Source organism: Phytobacter sp. V69 (assembly GCF_965644215.1).
In the GTDB taxonomy this organism is placed as follows: domain Bacteria; phylum Pseudomonadota; class Gammaproteobacteria; order Enterobacterales; family Enterobacteriaceae; genus Phytobacter.
In genome coordinates, this window is record NZ_CBFFRL010000014.1 from 1 (window position 1) to 20,048 (window position 20,048).

Here is a 20,048-nt window from a genome sequence, read left to right on the forward strand (position 1 = left end):
GGGGTATTGCAACGCGCTACGCAAAAAATACGGCCTCATTTCTCGCTGCCGTCCAGATCAGATGCATCGCTCTCTGGACTAAAATCTTGTGACGACGCTATCTAAGGCGCTTTGCGCGGTTTTGGCGACCAGACGGAACGGGCGAGTGCCTTCCCAGCCGCCGGTTTTGCTCGCATTTTCGCTATACAGCTGCGCTTCTCGCTGGATAAACACGCCCGCCAGCACGCCGTAGGCTTTACCCCATGCGTCCAGTATTTCCTGGCCGGGGCTGAACATCTCGTCAAGGGTCGCCAGCAAGTGATGACCGACAATGTCGTACTGGGCGGGTTGGATCTGAAAGCTGGTGTGCTTCTGGGCAATCTTTTCCACCGCAGGCAGCAGGGTGGCGAGGTTGTCCAGGTTACTGGCGTAGGCGGCGATGGCATTGAACAGCGCTTCCCGTTGGTCGCCGTTACGCTGGTTGCTCATGTTGAAAATTTCTTTGAGCTCGGGATTGTGGGTAAACATCCGATCATAAAAATGCGCGGTCAGTTTAGGACCGGTTTCCAGCAGCAGGGGAATGGTGGCTTTCACCGTTGCGATGGTTTGTACGTCAAGCATGATTGCTTCCTGTTTGGTGATTTATAAGATGTATTTTAAATGCATCTTATAGGTGAAACGAAGGTGTTGTAAAGGGGGGGAGGGAGGGGAAAGTGGATTTCAAACGTGAACAAGTTGCATCACAAACGTGAAAAGAATTCCGTTGCTACGGCAAAGAACATTATCTCTCAAACCCTTGTCCAGCGTGGAGCCAATCGTTTGCGTAAAAACCTTTGTCAAGACCTGTTATCGCGATATGAATCAGTTATACTGTGAGCCGTCACCCAAAACGGGCCCTCAAATTTGAGTTGCTTTATTGTTAGCTGAGCAGGAGATGCGGATGTTAAAACGTGAAATGAACATTGCCGATTATGATGCCGAACTGTGGCAGGCGATGGAGCAGGAAAAAGTACGTCAGGAAGAACACATTGAACTGATCGCCTCCGAGAACTACACCAGTCCGCGTGTAATGCAGGCGCAGGGCTCTCAGCTGACTAACAAATATGCCGAAGGCTACCCGGGCAAACGCTACTACGGTGGTTGCGAGTATGTTGATATCGTAGAGCAGCTGGCGATCGACCGCGCGAAAGAATTGTTTGGCGCTGACTACGCTAACGTGCAGCCGCACTCAGGCTCTCAGGCTAACTTCGCGGTCTATACCGCACTGCTGCAGCCGGGCGATACCGTTCTGGGTATGAACCTGGCGCAAGGCGGCCACCTGACGCACGGTTCCCCGGTAAACTTCTCCGGTAAACTGTACAACATCGTGCCTTACGGCATTGATGAGTCCGGTAAAATTGACTACGACGAGATGGCGAAGCTGGCGCAGACCCACAAACCGAAGATGATTATCGGCGGTTTCTCTGCTTACTCCGGCATCGTTGATTGGGCAAAAATGCGTGAAATCGCCGACAGCATCGGCGCATATCTGTTCGTTGATATGGCGCACGTCGCAGGTCTGATCGCTGCAGACGTTTATCCGAACCCGGTTCCACACGCTCACGTTGTGACCACCACCACGCACAAAACCCTGGCGGGTCCGCGTGGCGGTCTGATCCTGGCGAAAGGCGGTGACGAAGAGCTGTACAAAAAACTGAACTCCGCTGTATTCCCAAGCGCACAGGGCGGCCCGCTGATGCATGTGATCGCCGGTAAAGCGGTGGCACTGAAAGAAGCGATGGAGCCGGAGTTCAAAGTTTACCAGCAGCAGGTTGCGAAAAACGCCAAAGCGATGGTGGAAGTGTTCCTGAACCGTAGCTATAAAGTGGTTTCTGGCGGTACTGAAAACCACCTGTTCCTGCTGGATCTGGTTGATAAAAACCTGACCGGTAAAGAAGCAGATGCTGCGTTGGGTCGTGCGAACATCACCGTCAACAAAAACAGCGTACCGAACGATCCTAAGAGCCCGTTCGTAACGTCCGGTATCCGTATCGGTTCCCCGGCTGTGACTCGCCGCGGCTTCAAAGAAGCCGAAGTGAAAGAGCTGGCTGGCTGGATGTGTGACGTGCTGGACAGCATCAACGATGAAGCGGTTATCGAAAGCGTTAAAGCGAAAGTGCTGGCTATCTGTGCTCGCTTCCCGGTTTACGCGTAAGCGCGAGCCGTGATGAAATTGAAAAAGGCCGCTCAGCGGCCTTTTTTATGGCGTCAGCGTAGCCCCGCGTACCCGTGAATGCCCATATAAACCCCCACCAGTGCAATCAATACGCTGGAGAAATACGGCGCACGTCGCGCAAGCGTATTAAATCCGGACCAGCGTTTTGCCGCCTGCTGCACGCTTACTGCTGCTCCCACACCAACCGCGACCAGGGTTAGCGCCAGCCCAATACTGAAGCAGACCACCATGGTGGCCCCCAGCGTCAATGCTTTAAGCTGAATGCAGATAAGCAGCACGGTAATTGCCGCCGGGCAGGGAATTAATCCGCCTGTCAGACCGAACAGCAGAATCTGCCCGTTAGTGACCTCAGTCCCGGTAAAACGGCGCTCAATGTCCCGCGCATGCGCCCGCTCATGGGCATCCTGATACTCTTCTTCTTTGGTAAGCTTACGCAGTGTGAGGATTTGTGGCTGCTGGCTGACCACGGTCTTCACCGGCTGCATCAGCAGGCTTTGGGGCGCGGCATGCGTGTGGTTTTCATGATGATGACCCGCGTGCCACTGGTGCTCCCCCTGCCAGGTTCGCCAGAACATCCACGCAGCGGTACCGAGGATGACCACCGCAGAGAAAACTTGTAGCCAGGGTTCTACGGATTCGGCGGTGAACTGGCGGCTGATGTACATCCCGCCCAGAGCGATGAGCCAGACAATGGCGGTATGCGAGAGGGTCGCCGCCAGGCCTAACATCACGGCCTGTTTGACCGTGCCCTTAATGGCAATAATAAAGGCCGCCATCATGGTCTTCGAGTGACCCGGCTCCAGCCCGTGGAGGGCTCCGAGAAGAATGGCGCTCGGAATAAAAAACCAGGCATTTCCTTGCTGAAAGAGTGACGCAAAATCGGTCATGAGAATAATTCTCGCTAATAGTTATCTTTTTTCAATCTACTCCCCCCCCAGTAGATAATACTACCCCCCAGTAGAAATAAACTCCCCCCCAGTTGTTCTGTGATATGATTTTTTCACTCAGCAGAAGCGAAATGAGGTCAGTATGTCGCATACCATTCGGGATAAGAAAAAGCTCAAAGCACGGGCGAGTAAGATTGAGGGGCAGGTTGCGGCACTGAAAAAGATGCTCGATGAACCCCATGAATGTGCGCAGGTTTTGCAGCAAATCGCCGCCATTCGTGGTGCGGTGAACGGTCTGATGCGCGAAGTGATCAAAGGCCATCTGACCGACCACATCGTGCATGAGAATGATGAAGTGAAGCGTGAAGAAGATTTGGCGGTGGTGCTCAACGTGCTGGATTCGTATATTCGCTAGTGCATTTCATTGAGCAGCGCCTCAACGTACAAATAGCCAATACCCATAATTTGCTGCGCGCGATTTAGACGCCCCATCTCAATCTGCGTGGCCTTAATGCGCGGATTCCCACCCTGATCGAACGGGTTCAGACCGGTCTGCTGGACGATAGTGCTCAGCCAGTGTTCCCCAAACGCACAGCTTCGGCCATAAAGCCATATCTGGTTGATATTAAGTATATTGAGGAAGTTATACAAACTCAGGCCAATGGCGCTGGCGGCGTTCTCTACCCAGGCCGCGATGCGCATATCACCTGCCTGCCAGGCGGCGATAAGTTGTGATGTAGTGAGAGTCTCAGGATCCAGCATCGGCGCAGGCTGCGACTTCAGCCATATCCGTGCCTGCTTTTTCAGCGCACTCAGTGAGGCGACGGTTTCAAGGCAGCCATAGCGCCCACAATCGCAGGCCGCGCCGTCCGGGTTGATAATGGTGTGACCGATCTGCCCGCTGCCGTAGAGCGTTCCGCGGTAAATCCGCTCGTTAATCACAAACGACGAACCAATGCCGTAATCGACGTTGATGACGCAGAAATCGCGCTCCTGGCCGGGGTTTTGCCACTTCTCCGCCAGCGCCAGCATCACGCAGTCGTTATCCACCAGCACGCGAATACCAAGCTTTTCTTCCAGCAAATATTTCAGTTCAACTGGCTCACTCCAGGGTGCCTCACCGGGTCGACCTGCCCGTGTACGCCGAGCGCAAGGTTGATTTTGTGCCCCGGCCAGGCTTTCCGGTACCGATGCCAGCACTGTTCAATCGCCGTCAGCAGTGCCTGAGGATGAGGGGCATTCAGGGTATGGCGTTCATACTCCCCCTTCGGACTCATGCAGGCGTTGGCAAGCTGGCATTCAATGCTGGTGGGCGTGATGTTCATGCACAGCGTCCAGTCTCCTTCCGGCGCGATAAGCCAGGTCCCGCTGCTGTGCCCGCGCGAGGGCTTTTCTTCCATCACATTTAACACGCGGTTTTCTGCTGCCAGCTCTTCAAGAATATTACTGATAGCCGGAATAGAGACCTGCGCCAGCCGCGCCAGGGTTGATTTGCTGGCCCGTTTTTCACGGTAGAGGAGCTCAAGCACCACACATTTATTAATCCGGCGAATCTGTTGGTTGTTAATGCAGATGCTCATGTTTACTAAATCTCGTTTAGTTTATTGCGTGATTATTGTGCGAAACGTCGTTTCTTTGTCTGTCAGACTGCCCACAAATCCACATTTTAGTATGTCTGGTCAATTAAGAGGGCAATATGGAACCCTTAAAAGTCTGGCGTGAAACAGTCGTCATTCCCACGTACGAAACCGGTTCGCAGGATGTTCACCCCATGTTTCTGGAAAACCGTGTTTACCAGGGGGCTACGGGGGCTGTTTACCCTTATGGCGTGACTGATACGCTAAGCGACAGCAAAACAGAAAAAGCGTGGCAGGCGGTCTGGCTGGAAAACGACTACCTGAAAATTATGATCCTGCCGGAGCTGGGCGGGCGCGTGCAAAAAGCCTTCGACAAGGTCAAACAGCGCGACTTCGTTTATCACAATGAGGTGATCAAACCGGCGCTGGTGGGGTTACTCGGCCCGTGGATCTCCGGGGACATCGAATTCAATTGGCCGCAGCATCATCGCCCGACCACCTATATGCCGGTGGACTGCACGTTTGAAGAACATGAAGACGGCAGCAAGACGGTGTGGGTGGGCGAAACCGAGCCGATGCACGGTTTGCAGGTGATGACCGGTTTCACCCTGCGCCCGGACAGAGCTGCGCTGGAAATTGGCAGCCGGGTTTATAACGGCAACGCCACGCCGCGCCATTTCCTGTGGTGGGCCAACCCGGCGGTTAAAGGCGGCGACGATCATCAGAGCGTCTTCGACTGCTCCGGCAACGCCGCCGGGCGACTGCTGGCATTGCAATCCACCGCCGACTGGGGCCGTGTGGTCTACATTGGTGAAACCGGCAAAGTGGAATTCGAACTCAGCGCCGACCTGATGCACCATCAGCGGCGCATTATTGGCTCCTGGGTTACCAGCCTGTTCCATATGGAAAAATGCGCGCATGATCTGACCGACTGGAAACTGTGGCCGCGCAACGCCATCACCCACCGTTTCTCCCTTGAGCAGGCGGGCGACGCCTACGCTCTGATGGCGAGCGGCAAGTGCGGCAAAGTGGTTATCAATTTCCCTGAATGACGAGGCGCATGATGACCATTCATAGCTTACAGCACGGGGCGTTGCGGCTCGCGGTGTCAGAGCAGGGCGGTACAATTGAAGGTTTCTGGCACCATGACACACCGTTGCTGCGCCCCGGCAAACAGAGCGGCGAAGCGGTGGAGTCCTCCTGCTTCCCACTGGTGCCTTTTGGTAATCGGGTCAGCGGTAACGCCTTTGCCTGGGAGGGAAAGGCGTACGCCCTGGCACCAAACGTGGCGTGGGACAGCCACTATCTCCACGGGGATGGCTGGCTGAATCACTGGACGTGCGAGCAGAAATCAGCGGACGCGTTAACGCTGGTATATCGGCATACGCAGGGCGTCTATCGCTATCTTGCGCAGCAGCACTTTCAGCTTACGGTGTCTGCGCTCACCGTGACGCTTACTGTGACCAACGAGGGTGAGGAGACGCTGCCGTTTGGCCTCGGCTGGCATCCTTATTTTCCGCTGACGGGTGACACGCGCTTGCAGGCGAAAGCGTCAGGCTACTGGCTGGAGCGCGAACAGTGGCTGGCGGGGGAATATCAGGAGGCGTTGCCGGAATGGCTGGATTTCAATCGGGCAAATGCGCTGCCGCGCCAGTGGGTGAATAACGGTTTTGCGGGCTGGGACGGTGAAGCACTTATCAGGCAGGAACAATATGGACTGCGGATGATAACCGAACCGCCTGCGCCTTGTTATTTTGTGTTTGTCTCTGACCCTGAGTTTGCTAAAGGCTACGCGTTCGATTTCTTCTGTATTGAGCCGATGAGCCACGCGCCGGACGATCATCGTCGGCCACAGGGCGGAAGCCTGACCGCGTTAAAACCGGGTGAAAGCCTGAGTCAGACGATGGTACTTGAGCGGCTTTCCTGAAAAAACATGCCTGCTCGTCGCCGGGCAGGCATGTTATCGCACTGTTACTTGCAAGGTTGCCGGTTTCCCTCCAGACTATCGCCTCATTCAGGAGGGAATCATGGTTTTGCAGTCAACGCGCTGGCTGGCGCTCGCTTATTTCACCTATTTTTTTAGCTACGGCATCTTTCTGCCCTTCTGGAGCGTCTGGCTCAAAGGGACGGGGCTTACGCCGGAAACCATCGGTATTTTGCTTGGCGCAGGTCTGGTCGCCCGTTTTCTTGGTAGCCTGCTGATTGCTCCACGCGTCAGTAATCCTTCTCTGCTTATTAAAGCCTTACGTATCCTGGCGCTGATCACGCTGGTGTTTGCACTTGCGTTCTGGGCCGGGACTAACGTGGCCTGGCTGATGGTGGTGATCGTCGGGTTTAACCTCTTTTTCTCCCCGCTGGTGCCGCTGACTGATGCGCTGGCTAACACCTGGCAAAAACAGTTCCCGATGGACTATGGCCGGGTGCGCGTCTGGGGTTCTATTGCCTTTGTGATTGGTTCGGCCGCCACCGGCAAGCTGGTCAGCGAGTTTGATTACCGCGCCGTGCTAGCGATGCTGACCCTCGGCGTTGTCTCTATGCTGCTGGGTATGCTGATTCGCCCGTCGATTCTGCCGCAAGGGGAGATGCGCCATCAGGATGCCACGGGCTGGCAGGCCTGGCGCGAGCTGATCGTGAAAAACTGGCGTTTTCTCGCCTGCGTATCGCTGCTACAGGGCGCGCATGCGGCCTATTACGGCTTTAGTGCGCTCTACTGGCAGGAGGCCGGGTACTCCGCGTCAACTGTGGGCTATTTGTGGTCGCTGGGCGTGGTCGCCGAAGTCGTCGTGTTTACCCTCAGTAACCGCCTGTTCCGCCGCTTTGGTGCCCGCGATCTGCTGCTGCTTTCCGCGTTCAGTGGCCTGGTTCGTTGGGGATTGATGGGATGGACGACCGAGCTGCCGTGGCTGATCGTGGTACAAATTCTCCATTGCGGCACCTTTACCGTCTGTCATCTGGCGGGGATGCGCTACATTGCGGCACGTAAAGAGAGCGAAATTATCCGGTTGCAGGCAGTCTATTCCGCGGTGGCGATGGGCGGGAGTATTGCCCTGATGACCATGATATCCGGCTTCCTGTACCAGCATCTTCATCAGGGGCTGTTCTGGGTGATGGCGCTGCTGGTTGTTCCGGCGCTGTTCTTACGCCCGAAGGTTACCGCTCAGCCTTAAGCTTCGAGCATATCGCGGATATGTGCCTGCTGATGTCCGGTCAGCGGGCGATCTGCATGAATCAGCGGCGGTGAAAACAGCGGAAGCGGGGTGGCATATGGGGTCACAATTAGCGTCACATCTCGCGGTGCGCCCTGCTTCTGAAAATCCTGCAGCGGCAGGTACTTTATATTGAGCGGCAGCAGCGTCAGCTCGCGCAACTGCAATTCAATCTCCTGTTCGCGCTCCGGCTCATTGCCGGTGAGTAGCACGACCTGTTTTTCATGCAGGTCGCTTTCCTGCATCAGCCAGGCACCGAAAATCACCGCCACCAGCCCCGTCTCTTCATCGCTAAAATGCAGCCCGTACTCTTTTTCCACTACTATCAAGGCTTCACGGGCAGTACGAACCAGCCGTGGATAGAGGCGGAAAATTTCTTCCTGCAGGCTGTCATCAATCCCGATACCAAAGAGATTGCGATCCAGCGCCTGGGCCAGATGGACATAGAGCTGTGCCGCCAGCCCCTGCTCATCGCTGAAACGCAAACCAGCCAGCGCGCGAAAGCGGACAATCATATGAGAAACGGCGCGCTGCAGGCGTTTGTCCTGCTGCTGGCTGTCGTTGAGCGGATCCGGCGTGCGCAGCATCATAAACAGCAGTGAGAGAAACGCATGTTCGTTGCCAGGCGGCAGGGCCGTAACACGACGGCGCCAGTGACGCACGATTTCATGTGCCGCCGCGTATTCTGCGCGCATCTGTGTCCATGCCTGCTGAACCGGGTTAAACTCCGGCGTAAATCCGTAGTGGCTTTGCAGCAGGCAGTACTGGAGATAAAGGCGCAGAAACTGAACGTCGCGGCATTCAAACGAACGCTCTAAGCGTCGGGCGCAGAGGTTAATCAGCGCGCGCAAATTGGTGTCATCATACAGCGTGCGGGCAACCCCCTGTTGTTTGAGGGCAGCTTTGAGCGCAGGGGCATAGTGCTGAGTGATAAAATGCGGACATAAGCGCAGCCCACGCCGTAGCAATTGCAGCAGGCATAAACGTTGGTCGAGTGCTGTGCCTTCAATCCGGTAGCTGCCGTCCTGTCGGGACGTAATGTTCAGCCGATGAAAACGCTGGATTTCGTGGTCGGTATCGGCAATATCCTGTCGGGCGACCTCTTCGTCCACGCCATTCATGGCGCGTATGATTTCCGTGGTGACAGTGTGCCCAGGGAGTGCGAGCATCAAAAGCACCTGGCAGCGGCGCTGCGGACTGGAGAGCACAGATGGCGGTGTCATTTCGATTGTCATCTGTCAGGCTCCAGAAAGGTTGTCTGATAAGAATAGCTAAAGGTATGTTCGGTGAAAGCGCAGCCGCAGCCCTTTCCTTCAGGATTGCCGGAGAGCATCACAGAATTTTTCTCGTGAGGAATACATGCAAGCAGTTAAACAATGCGCTTTTGGGCTCTTTCTCGCATTTTTATCATCCGCTGCGCTGGCGCATCCGCACAGCTTTATCCGTATGAAAACACAGCTGGTGGTGGATAACGGGCTGTGGAGCGGGCTGAGTATGCGCTGGACGATGGATGAGATCACCTCCGCAGACCTGCTCTACGACGCGGGTGACGCCAAACCGGGCGATGAGATTTGGAAAAAACTGGCGGCGGAAGTGATGGCCAACGTGCTGGGGCAGCATTACTTCACTGAGGTCTGGCATAACGGGCAAAAAGTAAAATTTCAAAATCGACCGTTGAGCTATGGCCTGGCGAGGGAAGGGCACAAGGCGGTGCTGACTTTTGTGATGCCGCTGGCGGAACCGCAGCCGCTGACCGGGCAGACCTATACTATTTCCACCTACGATCCGACCTATTTTGTCGACATGAGCTACGCCAAAGAGAGCGATGCCACGCTGCCGGATGCCGTGCAAAAGACATGTAAGCTTACAGTTAAAACGCCGAATCCGGGGGAAGATGTGCTGAACTATGCGCAATCACTGGATAAAGCGGACGCTCCGGAGGAAGACATGCAGCTGGGTAAACAATTCGCACAGACGGTGACCGTACAATGTCCGTAATTGCAACAACGCGCCGTCCGCAGCGTCGCTGGCGCCAGTGGTGGCCGCTTGCCCTCTTTATACTGTTCGCATTGGGAGGCGTACTGTGGCTGTGGTATGCCTGGCCGCAGGTTCTTCGCGAAAGCGTAAGCTGGCAGCGCGGGTTTAACCGGCAGATGAGCGCCCTGATTCAGGCCGTGGCGGAAAACCCAACCGCAGCGGGTGGTTCGCTGCTGATGGTCAGTTTTATGTACGGCGTACTGCATGCGCTGGGGCCGGGACATGGCAAAGTGGTGATCACCACCTGGCTTGCGACCCATCCTTCGCGACTGAAATCCAGTATTGGACTGACGCTGGCCTCTTCCTTATTGCAAGGGCTGGTGGCGGTTACGCTGGTCTTTGTTGTGTTAAGCGTGCTGGCGCTTCCGGCTCGCCAGCTGCACTTAAGCAGCTTCTGGCTGGAAAAATGTAGCTATGCGCTGGTGGGGGTGCTGGGCGTCTTGCTCTGCTGGCGTGCGGTTAAAAAGCTGCGTGGCCTTTTACGCAAACCCACGTTTACTGCATTTACTCCTCACCATGAGCATCATGAACACTGTGGCTGCGGGCACCAGCATCTGCCCACCGCCGAACAACTGCAACAGGGGGATGACTGGCGCGCGCGTTTGATGATCATTCTCTCAATGGGGATGCGACCCTGCTCTGGGGCGATCATGGAGCTGCTGTTCAGTAAAGTGATTGGCGTCTTTGGCTGGGGTGTTGCTTCGGCAATGGCGATGGCCGCCGGGACATCATTAACCATCTCAACGCTGGCCCTGCTGGTGCACAGTTTTCGCCAACTGGCGGTGAAATTGAGTGCGAATAAAGCGCCTGCATTATGGAAACAGGTTGGCTGGACGACGCTTGCGCTGGCGGGTGGGGCGATTCTTGTCACCGCATCAATTGTGATGTGGCTCAGTGCGGAACTGATGGGAAGAGGGCTGCGGCCGTTTTGACTGGCCTGAGTAAATAGACCGCTTGCAGCCTGGCTGCAAGCGGTTATCTGACATTAACGCTTCAGTGCTTCGCTCAGCTCTTCGCGCATGCTTGCCAGCATGGCTTTCACTACGCGCGGGTTACCTGCAACGATGTTACCGGTTGTCATGTAGTTATGACCGCCGGTGAAATCGCAGACCAGACCGCCCGCTTCACGTACCAGCAGTTCGCCAGCAGCAAAGTCCCACGGTTTCAGGCCGATTTCGAAGAAACCGTCAACGCGGCCCGCAGCCACATAGGCCAGGTCCAGTGCAGCAGAACCGGTGCGACGGAAGTCTGCACATTCGGTAAACAGTTTACCGACGATGTTGATATAGGCTGGTGCGTGCTGTTTCACTTTGAACGGGAAGCCGGTCGCCAGAATGGTGCCATCCAGGTCGCGAGCAATGCTGCCACGCAGACGGTAGCCGTTCAACTGTGCGCCCTGACCACGGGTTGCAGTGAAGAGTTCATTACGCATCAGATCGTAAACGACCGCGACTTCGGTGCGGCCTTTAATGCGCACGGCGATAGAAACAGAGAAATGTGGGAGGCGTTTAATGAAGTTGGTGGTGCCATCCAGTGGATCGATAACCCATTGAACATCCTGATCTGTGCCTTCATGCTCACCGCTTTCTTCGGTGATAATGGTGTGTTGCGGGTAAGATTTGCGGATAGTGTCGATAATCACTGCTTCTGCGGCTTTATCAACGTTAGTCACGAAATCATTGCTGCCTTTCTGGCTGGATTCTACGGAGTCTGGTGTTTCGTAGTGTTTGGCAATTAAATTACCCGCCTTGCGCGCTGCGCGCACGGCGATGGTCAGCATCGGATGCATCGGTCTCTCTCACTGGATGTTAAAGAACGGGAAAACGGCGCGTATGATAGCAGCGTATTCGGAATATGTCTTCGGTTTATGATAATATGCACAAATATTCTTTAGCCGTAGAAAAACTATGCTGCAAAATATTCGAATCGTGCTGGTTGAAACCTCTCACACCGGCAATATGGGCTCCGTCGCCCGCGCAATGAAAACGATGGGCTTAACCAACCTGTGGCTGGTGAACCCGCTGGTCAAACCAGACTCTCAGGCGATCGCTCTGGCCGCAGGTGCCAGCGATGTGATTGGCAACGCGCAAATCGTCGATACCCTCGACGAAGCGCTGGCTGGCTGTAGCCTCGTCGTCGGCACCAGTGCCCGCTCGCGTACGCTGCCGTGGCCGATGCTCGACCCGCGTGAGTGTGGCTTAAAAAGCGTATCCGAAGCGCAACACGCGCCGGTTGCGCTGGTATTTGGCCGCGAACGCGTTGGCCTGACCAACGACGAACTGCAAAAATGCCATTATCACGTCGCTATTGCTGCCAACCCGGAGTACAGCTCGCTGAATCTGGCGATGGCAGTACAGGTTATCGCTTACGAAGTACGTATGGCGTGGCTGGCGACTCAGGAAAGTGGTGAAACAGCAGAAAATGAAGAGACGCCGTATCCGCTGGTGGATGATCTGGAACGCTTCTATGGCCACCTGGAAAAGACGCTGCTCTCCACCGGATTTATCCGTGAAAGCCACCCAGGCCAGGTAATGAACAAGCTGCGCCGCCTCTTCACACGTGCGCGTCCGGAAAGCCAGGAGCTTAATATTCTGCGCGGGATGCTGGCGTCAATCGAGCAGAAAACTCAGGAAAAACAGTAACCTTACTGAACTTTCCTTGCGTGCCCCTTTCCTGCCGGAGAGGGGATAAAACTGCCTCAAAGCAAAACGGCACGTATCGACAAATACCTGACTAAAACAGTCAAGTAAATAGTTGACCAATTTAGTCAGGAATGTCAGACTTGCCCCTGCTATGCGACATTATTTTAAATTTTAATAAAAACCCCGGGCAGGGGCGAGTTTGAGGCTAAGTTAAGACATGAGACTGACATCTAAAGGGCGTTATGCCGTGACCGCAATGCTGGACGTTGCGCTCAACTCAGAAACGGGCCCGGTACCGTTGGCTGATATTTCCGAACGTCAGGGAATTTCCCTCTCTTATCTGGAACAACTGTTCTCTCGCTTGCGCAAAAATGGCCTTGTGGCCAGCGTGCGTGGCCCGGGCGGCGGTTATCTACTGGGTAAAGAAGCGGGCAGTATCGCTGTCGGTGAAGTCATCAGTGCCGTTGATGAATCTGTTGATGCAACCCGTTGCCAGGGTAAAAGCGGCTGCCAGGGCGGCGACAAATGCCTGACCCATGCGCTGTGGCGGGACCTGAGCGATCGTCTGACCGATTTCCTGAACAACATCACCCTGGGTGAGCTGGTTAATAACCAGGAAATCCTTGATGTGTCCGATCGTCAACATACGCACGAATCCCATCGCACGACCCGCGGTCAGGACGCTATCGACGTCAAACTGCGCGCATAACATAAAAATACGCAAGATCATTCGGGTTGCGTCAAGGCGGCAACTGAGTGAACCCCCGGAACTTACTCAAGTAAGTGACTGGGGTGAGGGAAGGCAGCCAACGACGAGGCAGCCCGAAGGATGAAGCGTAAAAGAATTCAGAATCAGGCCGGGGTGAAAAATCACCCCGTATAACGGCTGAACATCCGACCGAAAGCCTGGTTCATTGCATTTGAGTGATGTACGGAGTTTATAGAGCAATGAAATTACCGATCTATCTCGATTACTCCGCAACCACGCCGGTGGACCCGCGTGTTGCTGAGAAAATGATGCAGTGTCTGACTCTGGACGGAAACTTTGGTAACCCAGCTTCCCGTTCACACCGTTTTGGCTGGCATGCTGAAGAGGCGGTTGATATCGCCCGTAATCAGATTGCTGAGCTGGTCGGCGCTGACCCGCGTGAAATTGTTTTCACCTCCGGTGCTACCGAATCTGACAACCTGGCAATTAAAGGTGCGGCCAACTTTTATCAGAAAAAAGGCAAGCACGTTATTACCAGCAAAACCGAACACAAAGCCGTGCTGGACACCTGTCGCCAGCTCGAGCGTGAAGGTTTCGAGGTTACCTACCTTTCTCCGCAAAGCAACGGCATTATCGACCTGAAAGAGCTCGAAGCCGCGATGCGTGATGACACCATTCTGGTTTCCATCATGCACGTGAACAACGAGATCGGCGTGGTGCAGGACATCGCGACCATCGGTGAAATGTGCCGTGCGCGTGGCATCATCTATCACGTTGATGCGACTCAGAGCGTGGGCAAACTGCCTATCGACATGAGCCAGCTGAAAGTGGATCTGATGTCCTTCTCCGGCCACAAAATCTACGGTCCGAAAGGGATTGGCGCACTGTACGTGCGTCGTAAACCGCGTATCCGCATCGAAGCGCAAATGCATGGCGGCGGTCACGAGCGCGGCATGCGTTCTGGTACCCTGCCTGTCCACCAGATCGTCGGTATGGGCGAAGCTTACCGTATCGCGAAAGAAGAGATGGAAACCGAGATGGCGCGTCTGCGCGGTCTGCGTAACCGTCTGTGGGAAGGCGTGAAAGATATGGAAGAGGTCTACCTGAACGGGGATCTCGAGCAGGGCGCACCGAACATCCTCAACGTGAGCTTTAACTACGTTGAAGGCGAGTCGCTGATTATGGCGCTCAAAGACCTGGCGGTTTCCTCCGGTTCTGCGTGTACATCCGCAAGCCTGGAACCATCCTACGTACTGCGTGCGCTGGGTATGACTGACGAGCTGGCACACAGCTCCATTCGTTTCTCTTTAGGTCGTTTCACTACCGAAGAAGAGATTGACTACACCATCAAGCTGGTTCGCAACTCTATCGGCCGTCTGCGCGACCTTTCTCCGCTGTGGGAAATGTTCAAACAGGGCGTGGATTTGAACAGCATTGAATGGTCACATCACTAATCGGTAGCGGAATCAGGAGAATAGAAAATGGCTTACAGCGAAAAAGTAATCGATCATTATGAGAATCCGCGTAACGTGGGTTCTTTCGACAACAGCGACGAGAGCGTTGGAAGCGGCATGGTGGGTGCACCGGCCTGTGGCGACGTGATGAAGTTGCAGATTAAAGTCAACAATGACGGTATCATTGAAGACGCACGCTTCAAGACCTACGGCTGCGGTTCTGCAATCGCATCCAGCTCACTCGTCACCGAGTGGGTAAAAGGCAAATCCCTGGATGAAGCGCAGGCAATTAAAAACACTGACATCGCCGAAGAGCTGGAATTGCCACCGGTAAAAATCCACTGCTCTATCCTGGCAGAAGATGCGATTAAGGCCGCCATTGCGGACTACAAAAGCAAACGTGAAGCAAAATAATTGAGGGCATTGTATGTCGATTACCCTGAGCGACAGTGCTGCAGCGCGAGTGAATAACTTTCTGGCCAACCGCGGTAAAGGGTTTGGCCTGCGTCTGGGGGTCAGAACCTCTGGTTGTTCTGGCATGGCCTACGTACTGGAATTCGTCGACCAACCGGAATCAGAAGATACCGTGTTCGAAGATAAAGGTGTGAAGGTCGTTATCGACGGCAAGAGCCTGCAATTCCTCGATGGCACCGAACTGGACTTCGTCAAAGAAGGCCTGAACGAAGGGTTTAAGTTTACTAACCCGAACGTGAAAGATGAGTGCGGTTGCGGCGAAAGCTTCAACGTTTAATCGCGTGTTACCGATAAGCCCCACCATAGAGAAGACTCAAAATCATTCGTGCTGAGTCAAGGTGGCAAGTGAAAAATCCCCAGGAGCATAGATAGCTATGTGACTGGGGATTCTGACCGCAGCCAACGCCGAGGCAGTACGAAGGATGAAGAGTCATGCTGTGTGTGGGGCTTGTTACAGCAGGACTCGTTATGGATTACTTCACTCTCTTTGGGTTATCCCCCCAATATCAAGTCGACATTCAGGCGCTGACCTCCCGCTACCAGGATCTCCAACGCCAGTTCCACCCTGATAAATTCGCCAGCGGAACCCAGACTGAACAGCTCGCTGCCCTGCAGCAGTCTGCGACCATCAATCAGGCGTGGCAAACATTGCGTACCCCATTGAACCGCGCGGAATATCTTCTTTCTCTGCACGGGTTTGATCTCGCCAGTGAACAGCACACGGTGCGTGATACCGCGTTTCTGATGGAACAACTGGAACTTCGCGAAGAGCTCGATGAGATTGAACACGCACAGGATCAGGCGCATCTGGAAAGCTTTATTAAACGCGTGAAAGGCATGTTTGATTCCCGCCATCAGCAACTGATTGAACAATTGAATAATGAAACGTGGGATGTGGCGGCGGATACCGTGCGTAAACTGCGTTTTCTCGATAAACTGCGAAGCTCAACAGAACAACTCGAAGAAAAACTGCTCGGTTTTTAATTTTTTGGAAGCACAAGATGGCCTTATTACAAATTAGTGAGCCAGGTTTGAGCGCCGCACCGCATCAGCGTCGTCTGGCGGCAGGCATCGATTTAGGCACCACCAATTCTCTGGTTGCTACCGTACGCAGCGGCCAGGCTGAGACTCTGGCCGACAGCGCCGGGCGTCATCTGTTACCTTCAGTGGTGCACTATGCTGCCGCCGAACACACCGTGGGGTATGACGCACGTGTCAACGCCGCGCAGGATCCGGTGAACACCATCAGTTCCGTAAAACGTATGATGGGCCGCGCGCTGAGCGACATTCAGGCACGCTACCCGCATCTGCCTTATCAGCTGCAGGCAAGCGAAAACGGCCTGCCGATGATCGCCACGAATGCCGGTCTTATCAACCCGATCCGCGTCTCTGCCGATATCCTGAAATCCCTTGCGCTGCGTGCGCAGGAATCCCTGTCCGGCGAGCTGGACGGCGTGGTGATCACCGTTCCGGCCTATTTCGATGATGCACAGCGTCAGGGCACCAAAGACGCCGCGCGTCTGGCCGGGCTGCACGTGCTGCGTTTACTGAACGAACCGACTGCAGCGGCGATTGCCTATGGTCTGGATTCTGGCAAAGAGGGCGTGATCGCCGTTTACGACCTGGGCGGCGGTACTTTTGATATCTCCATCCTGCGCTTAAGCCGCGGGGTGTTTGAAGTGCTGGCTACCGGCGGTGATTCTGCGCTGGGTGGCGATGATTTTGACCATCTGCTGGCGGATTTCATTCGCGAGCAGGCGAACCTGCCAGAGCATGGCGACAACCGTCTGCAGCGTGAACTTCTGGATGCTGCCATTGCCGCGAAAATTGCACTGAGCGATGCCGCATCCGTCACCGTTGAGGTGGCAGGCTGGCAGGGCACCGTGACCCGTGAGCAGTTCGAAGAGCTGATCTCGACGCTGGTTAAACGCACCTTACTCTCTTGCCGTCGCGCGCTGAAAGATGCGGGCGTTGAAGCCGATGAAGTGCTGGAAGTGGTGATGGTCGGTGGTTCCACCCGTGTACCGCTGGTGCGCGAGCGCGTGGGCGAATTTTTCGGCCGCACGCCGCTGACCTCTATCGACCCGGATAAAGTCGTTGCCATTGGCGCGGCCATCCAGGCCGATATTCTGGTGGGTAACAAGCCGGACAGCGACATGCTGCTGCTGGACGTGATTCCACTGTCGCTTGGCCTGGAAACCATGGGCGGGCTGGTGGAAAAAGTCATCCCACGCAATACCACCATTCCGGTGGCGCGTGCGCAGGAGTTTACCACCTTCAAAGACGGTCAAACGGCCATGTCTATCCACGTGATGCAGGGTGAGCGCGAGCTGGTGCAGGATTGCCGTTCGCTGGCGCGCTTTGCACTGCGCGGTATCCCGGCGATGCCGGCCGGCGGCGCACATATCCGTGTCACCTTCCAGGTGGATGCTGATGGTCTGCTGAGCGTCACTGCGATGGAAAAATCCACCGGAGTGGAAGCCGCGATTCAGGTTAAACCGTCCTACGGTCTGACCGATAACGAAATCGCCACCATGATTAAAGATTCCATGAGCTTCGCTGAGCAGGACGTGAAAGCACGTATGCTGGCCGAACAGAAAGTGGAAGCCGCCCGCGTACTGGAGAGTTTAACCGGTGCTCTGGCAACAGATGCCGCGCTGTTAAGCGCCGCAGAGCGGACGATTATCGACGAGGGGATCGCGCAGTTGAGCGCGGTTGTCGAAGGCGATGATACCGACGCCATAGAACAAGCCATTAAAAATCTAGACAAACAAACCCAGGAATTCGCCGCGCGCCGCATGGACAAGTCCGTGCGCACCGCGTTAAAAGGCCATTCCGTCGACGAGGTTTAACATGCCAAAGATCGTTTTTCTGCCTCATCAGGACTTCTGTCCCGATGGCGTAGTTTTGGAAGCTGAGAGCGGCGAGACCATTCTTGATGTAGCCCTGCGCGGCGGCATTGAGCTTGAGCACGCCTGTGAGAAATCCTGCGCCTGCACCACCTGCCACTGTGTCGTGCGTGAAGGGTTTGATTCGTTGCCGGAAAGCAGCGAAGACGAAGACGACATGCTGGATAAAGCATGGGGTCTGGAGCCGGAAAGCCGTCTGAGCTGTCAGGCGCGCGTCACCGACGAAGACCTGGTCGTGGAGATCCCGCGTTACACCATTAACCACGCTCGGGAGCATTGATATGGCATTGAAATGGACCGACAGCCGCGAGATCGGCGAGGCGCTGTATGACGCCAACCCGGATCTCGATCCGAAGACTGTTCGTTTCACCGATCTGCACCAGTGGATTTGCGATTTGGAAGATTTCGATGACGATCCGAACGCATCGAACGAAAAAATTCTCGAAGCAATTCTGCTAGTCTGGTTAGATGAAGCATCTTGATATCGACGGGCTGCCTTCTGGCGGCCCGTTTTCATATCCCATGCGCTAAAGGACAAAACAATGACAACAGAAGCGATGAAAATTACGCTGACGACCCAGGGCGCGGACGCTCGCTGGGGCGAGAAAGCAGCCTGGAGTATTAATAACGACGGCATTACCCTGCACCTGACCGGTAAAGATGACACCGGTTTAATTCAGCGCGCCGCGCGCAAAATTGACGGCATGGGGATTAAACATGTTGCACTGAGCGGCGAAGGCTGGGATGCGGACCGTAGCTGGGCGTTCTGGGCCGGTTATAAAGGGCCAAAAGGCACCCGCAAAATTGACTGGGCAGAACTGGATGACGCCGGGCAGAAAGAGCTGGATGCGCGCCTGAAAACGATCGACTGGGTTCGCGATACCATCAACGCTCCGGCCGAAGATCTGGGGCCGGAACAGCTGGCGAAGCGTGCAATCGATCTGCTGCATGATGTGGGAGGCGAGGCCGTATCGTATCGCATCACCAAAGGTGAAGATCTGCGCGAAAAAGGCTACATGGGCATCCATACGGTCGGCCGTGGTTCTGAGCGCCCGCCGGTCCTGCTGTCACTGGATTACAACCCGACGGGTGATGCGGAAGCGCCGATCTTCGCCTGCCTGGTGGGTAAAGGCATTACCTTCGATTCTGGTGGTTACAGTATCAAGCAGACCGCCTTTATGGATTCGATGAAATCCGATATGGGCGGCGCAGCGCTGGTCACCGGCGCGCTGGCGTTTGCCATTACGCGCGGCCTGAACAAGCGCGTGAAGCTTTACCTGTGCTGTGCTGACAACATGATCAGCGGCAACGCCTTCAAGCTGGGTGATATCATTCGCTACCGCAACGGTAAAACCGTGGAAGTGATGAACACCGATGCGGAAGGGCGTCTGGTGCTGGCGGATGGTCTGATCAACGCCTCGGCGCAGAAACCGCAGTTTATCATTGATGCGGCGACCCTGACCGGGGCGGCGAAAACGGCGTTGGGTAATGACTACCATGCGCTGTTCAGCTTTGATGACAAACTGGCTAACCGTCTGATGGCCAGTGCCACGGCGGAAAACGAGCCGTTCTGGCGTCTGCCGCTGGCGGAATTCCACCGCAATCAGTTGCCGTCGAACTTTGCCGAACTGAACAACACCGCAAGCGCGGCGTTCCCGGCAGGGGCAAGTACGGCGGCGGGCTTCCTGTCGCACTTTGTGGAAAATTATCACAAAGGCTGGCTGCATATCGACTGCTCTGCGACCTATCGTAAAGCGGCGGTGGAGCAGTGGGCTGCGGGTGCGACGGGCCTTGGCGTGCGTGCACTGGCTAATCTGCTGACCAGTAAGTAATTTTTCCCCTCACCCTAACCCTCTCCCCAAAGGGGCGAGCGAACCGCACGGTGTGATTTTCTCCCTCTCCCGGTGGGAGAGCGAAACGCACGGTGTGATTTTTCTCCGCACCCTGTGGGAGAGGGCC

19 protein-coding genes and 5 pseudogenes are annotated in these 20,048 nt (G+C 55.3%); 19 read left to right on the forward strand and 5 right to left on the reverse strand.

The features are described from left to right. A pseudogene (locus ACSZPU_RS03425) lies at nucleotides 1-92 on the forward strand (IS5/IS1182 family transposase); the annotation flags it as partial. 10 nt (nucleotides 93-102) lie between these two features. On the opposite strand, the pseudogene ACSZPU_RS03430 reads toward ACSZPU_RS03425, so the two are convergent. Further along, nucleotides 103-600, reverse strand: a pseudogene (locus ACSZPU_RS03430) (globin domain-containing protein); the annotation flags it as partial. A 319-nt stretch (nucleotides 601-919) separates the two neighbouring features. Here ACSZPU_RS03430 and glyA point away from each other — a divergent pair. Further along, complete coding sequence (glyA, locus tag ACSZPU_RS03435) at nucleotides 920-2,173, forward strand: serine hydroxymethyltransferase (RefSeq protein WP_498995489.1); 1,254 nt, start codon at nucleotides 920-922, stop codon at nucleotides 2,171-2,173. Nucleotides 2,174-2,226: 53 nt separating this feature from the next. Here the strand turns inward: glyA and ACSZPU_RS03440 are convergent, their stop codons facing one another. After that, a complete protein-coding gene (locus ACSZPU_RS03440; RefSeq protein ID WP_498995492.1) occupies nucleotides 2,227-3,081 on the reverse strand; it encodes a nickel/cobalt efflux protein RcnA in 855 nt (284 codons plus the stop codon). 142 nt (nucleotides 3,082-3,223) lie between these two features. Between ACSZPU_RS03440 and rcnR the strand changes: the two genes are divergently transcribed. Next, complete coding sequence (gene rcnR / locus ACSZPU_RS03445) at nucleotides 3,224-3,496, forward strand: Ni(II)/Co(II)-binding transcriptional repressor RcnR (RefSeq protein ID WP_498995494.1); 273 nt, start codon at nucleotides 3,224-3,226, stop codon at nucleotides 3,494-3,496. On the opposite strand, the pseudogene ACSZPU_RS03450 reads toward rcnR, so the two are convergent. Next, nucleotides 3,493-4,661: pseudogene (locus tag ACSZPU_RS03450) on the reverse strand (ROK family protein). The gene rcnR and the pseudogene ACSZPU_RS03450 overlap by 4 nt on opposite strands. A gap of 116 nt (nucleotides 4,662-4,777) precedes the next feature. On the opposite strand from ACSZPU_RS03450, the pseudogene ACSZPU_RS03455 reads away from it, so the two are divergent. The 4 genes and pseudogenes from ACSZPU_RS03455 to ACSZPU_RS03470 all read left to right on the forward strand — a co-directional run. Continuing rightward, a pseudogene (locus ACSZPU_RS03455) lies at nucleotides 4,778-5,392 on the forward strand (DUF5107 domain-containing protein); the annotation flags it as partial. Beyond that, a pseudogene (locus ACSZPU_RS03460) lies at nucleotides 5,390-5,710 on the forward strand (alcohol dehydrogenase); the annotation flags it as partial. The pseudogenes ACSZPU_RS03455 and ACSZPU_RS03460, both read left to right, overlap by 3 nt. Before the next feature lie 11 nt (nucleotides 5,711-5,721). After that, a complete protein-coding gene (locus tag ACSZPU_RS03465) occupies nucleotides 5,722-6,585 on the forward strand; it encodes an aldose 1-epimerase (protein ID WP_498995562.1) in 864 nt (287 codons plus the stop codon). A gap of 100 nt (nucleotides 6,586-6,685) precedes the next feature. Beyond that, entirely contained in the window at nucleotides 6,686-7,825 is a 1,140-nt protein-coding gene (locus tag ACSZPU_RS03470) for a 3-phenylpropionate MFS transporter (protein ID WP_498995497.1), read from the forward strand. On the opposite strand, the gene csiE is transcribed toward ACSZPU_RS03470, so the two are convergent. Next, a complete protein-coding gene (gene csiE, locus ACSZPU_RS03475; RefSeq protein WP_498995499.1) occupies nucleotides 7,822-9,099 on the reverse strand; it encodes a stationary phase inducible protein CsiE in 1,278 nt (425 codons plus the stop codon). The genes ACSZPU_RS03470 and csiE overlap by 4 nt on opposite strands. Nucleotides 9,100-9,223: 124 nt before the next feature. Here csiE and ACSZPU_RS03480 point away from each other — a divergent pair, with 124 nt between their 5' ends. After that, nucleotides 9,224-9,862 (forward strand): DUF1007 family protein, encoded by a 639-nt coding sequence (locus ACSZPU_RS03480; protein WP_498995501.1) that lies wholly within the window; start codon nucleotides 9,224-9,226, stop codon nucleotides 9,860-9,862. Beyond that, complete coding sequence (locus ACSZPU_RS03485; RefSeq protein ID WP_498995503.1) at nucleotides 9,853-10,833, forward strand: nickel/cobalt transporter; 981 nt, start codon at nucleotides 9,853-9,855, stop codon at nucleotides 10,831-10,833. Before ACSZPU_RS03480 ends, ACSZPU_RS03485 begins: the two co-directional genes overlap by 10 nt. Before the next feature lie 53 nt (nucleotides 10,834-10,886). Here the strand turns inward: ACSZPU_RS03485 and suhB are convergent, their stop codons facing one another. Beyond that, entirely contained in the window at nucleotides 10,887-11,690 is an 804-nt protein-coding gene (gene suhB / locus ACSZPU_RS03490; RefSeq protein WP_498995505.1) for an inositol-1-monophosphatase, read from the reverse strand. Nucleotides 11,691-11,808: 118 nt separating this feature from the next. Here suhB and trmJ point away from each other — a divergent pair, with 118 nt between their 5' ends. The 10 genes from trmJ (at nucleotide 11,809) to pepB (ending at nucleotide 19,921) form a co-directional block, all read left to right on the forward strand. Then, entirely contained in the window at nucleotides 11,809-12,543 is a 735-nt protein-coding gene (trmJ, locus tag ACSZPU_RS03495) for a tRNA (cytosine(32)/uridine(32)-2'-O)-methyltransferase TrmJ (protein WP_498995507.1), read from the forward strand. A gap of 217 nt (nucleotides 12,544-12,760) precedes the next feature. Next, nucleotides 12,761-13,252 (forward strand): Fe-S cluster assembly transcriptional regulator IscR, encoded by a 492-nt coding sequence (iscR, locus tag ACSZPU_RS03500; RefSeq protein WP_498995509.1) that lies wholly within the window; start codon nucleotides 12,761-12,763, stop codon nucleotides 13,250-13,252. Between the two features lie 239 nt (nucleotides 13,253-13,491). Next, the gene (gene iscS, locus ACSZPU_RS03505) at nucleotides 13,492-14,706 is read left to right on the forward strand and encodes a cysteine desulfurase (RefSeq protein WP_498995511.1); all 1,215 of its coding nucleotides are present in this window, start codon (nucleotides 13,492-13,494) and stop codon (nucleotides 14,704-14,706) included. A 27-nt stretch (nucleotides 14,707-14,733) separates the two neighbouring features. Further along, nucleotides 14,734-15,120 (forward strand): Fe-S cluster assembly scaffold IscU, encoded by a 387-nt coding sequence (gene iscU, locus ACSZPU_RS03510; RefSeq protein WP_498995513.1) that lies wholly within the window; start codon nucleotides 14,734-14,736, stop codon nucleotides 15,118-15,120. A 13-nt stretch (nucleotides 15,121-15,133) separates the two neighbouring features. After that, a complete protein-coding gene (iscA, locus tag ACSZPU_RS03515; protein ID WP_498995514.1) occupies nucleotides 15,134-15,457 on the forward strand; it encodes an iron-sulfur cluster assembly protein IscA in 324 nt (107 codons plus the stop codon). Between the two features lie 191 nt (nucleotides 15,458-15,648). Then, entirely contained in the window at nucleotides 15,649-16,164 is a 516-nt protein-coding gene (hscB, locus tag ACSZPU_RS03520; RefSeq protein ID WP_498995517.1) for a co-chaperone HscB, read from the forward strand. A gap of 17 nt (nucleotides 16,165-16,181) precedes the next feature. Further along, on the forward strand, nucleotides 16,182-18,032 hold the full coding sequence (hscA, locus tag ACSZPU_RS03525; RefSeq protein WP_498995519.1) for a Fe-S protein assembly chaperone HscA: 1,851 nt from the start codon (nucleotides 16,182-16,184) through the stop codon (nucleotides 18,030-18,032). 1 nt (nucleotide 18,033) lies between these two features. Beyond that, nucleotides 18,034-18,369, forward strand: coding sequence for an ISC system 2Fe-2S type ferredoxin (gene fdx / locus ACSZPU_RS03530; protein ID WP_498995521.1), 336 nt, complete (start codon nucleotides 18,034-18,036; stop codon nucleotides 18,367-18,369). Between the two features lies 1 nt (nucleotide 18,370). Next, on the forward strand, nucleotides 18,371-18,571 hold the full coding sequence (gene iscX, locus ACSZPU_RS03535; RefSeq protein ID WP_498995523.1) for a Fe-S cluster assembly protein IscX: 201 nt from the start codon (nucleotides 18,371-18,373) through the stop codon (nucleotides 18,569-18,571). A 60-nt stretch (nucleotides 18,572-18,631) separates the two neighbouring features. Continuing rightward, entirely contained in the window at nucleotides 18,632-19,921 is a 1,290-nt protein-coding gene (gene pepB, locus ACSZPU_RS03540) for an aminopeptidase PepB (RefSeq protein WP_498995526.1), read from the forward strand. Nucleotides 19,922-20,048: the final 127 nt, after the last annotated feature.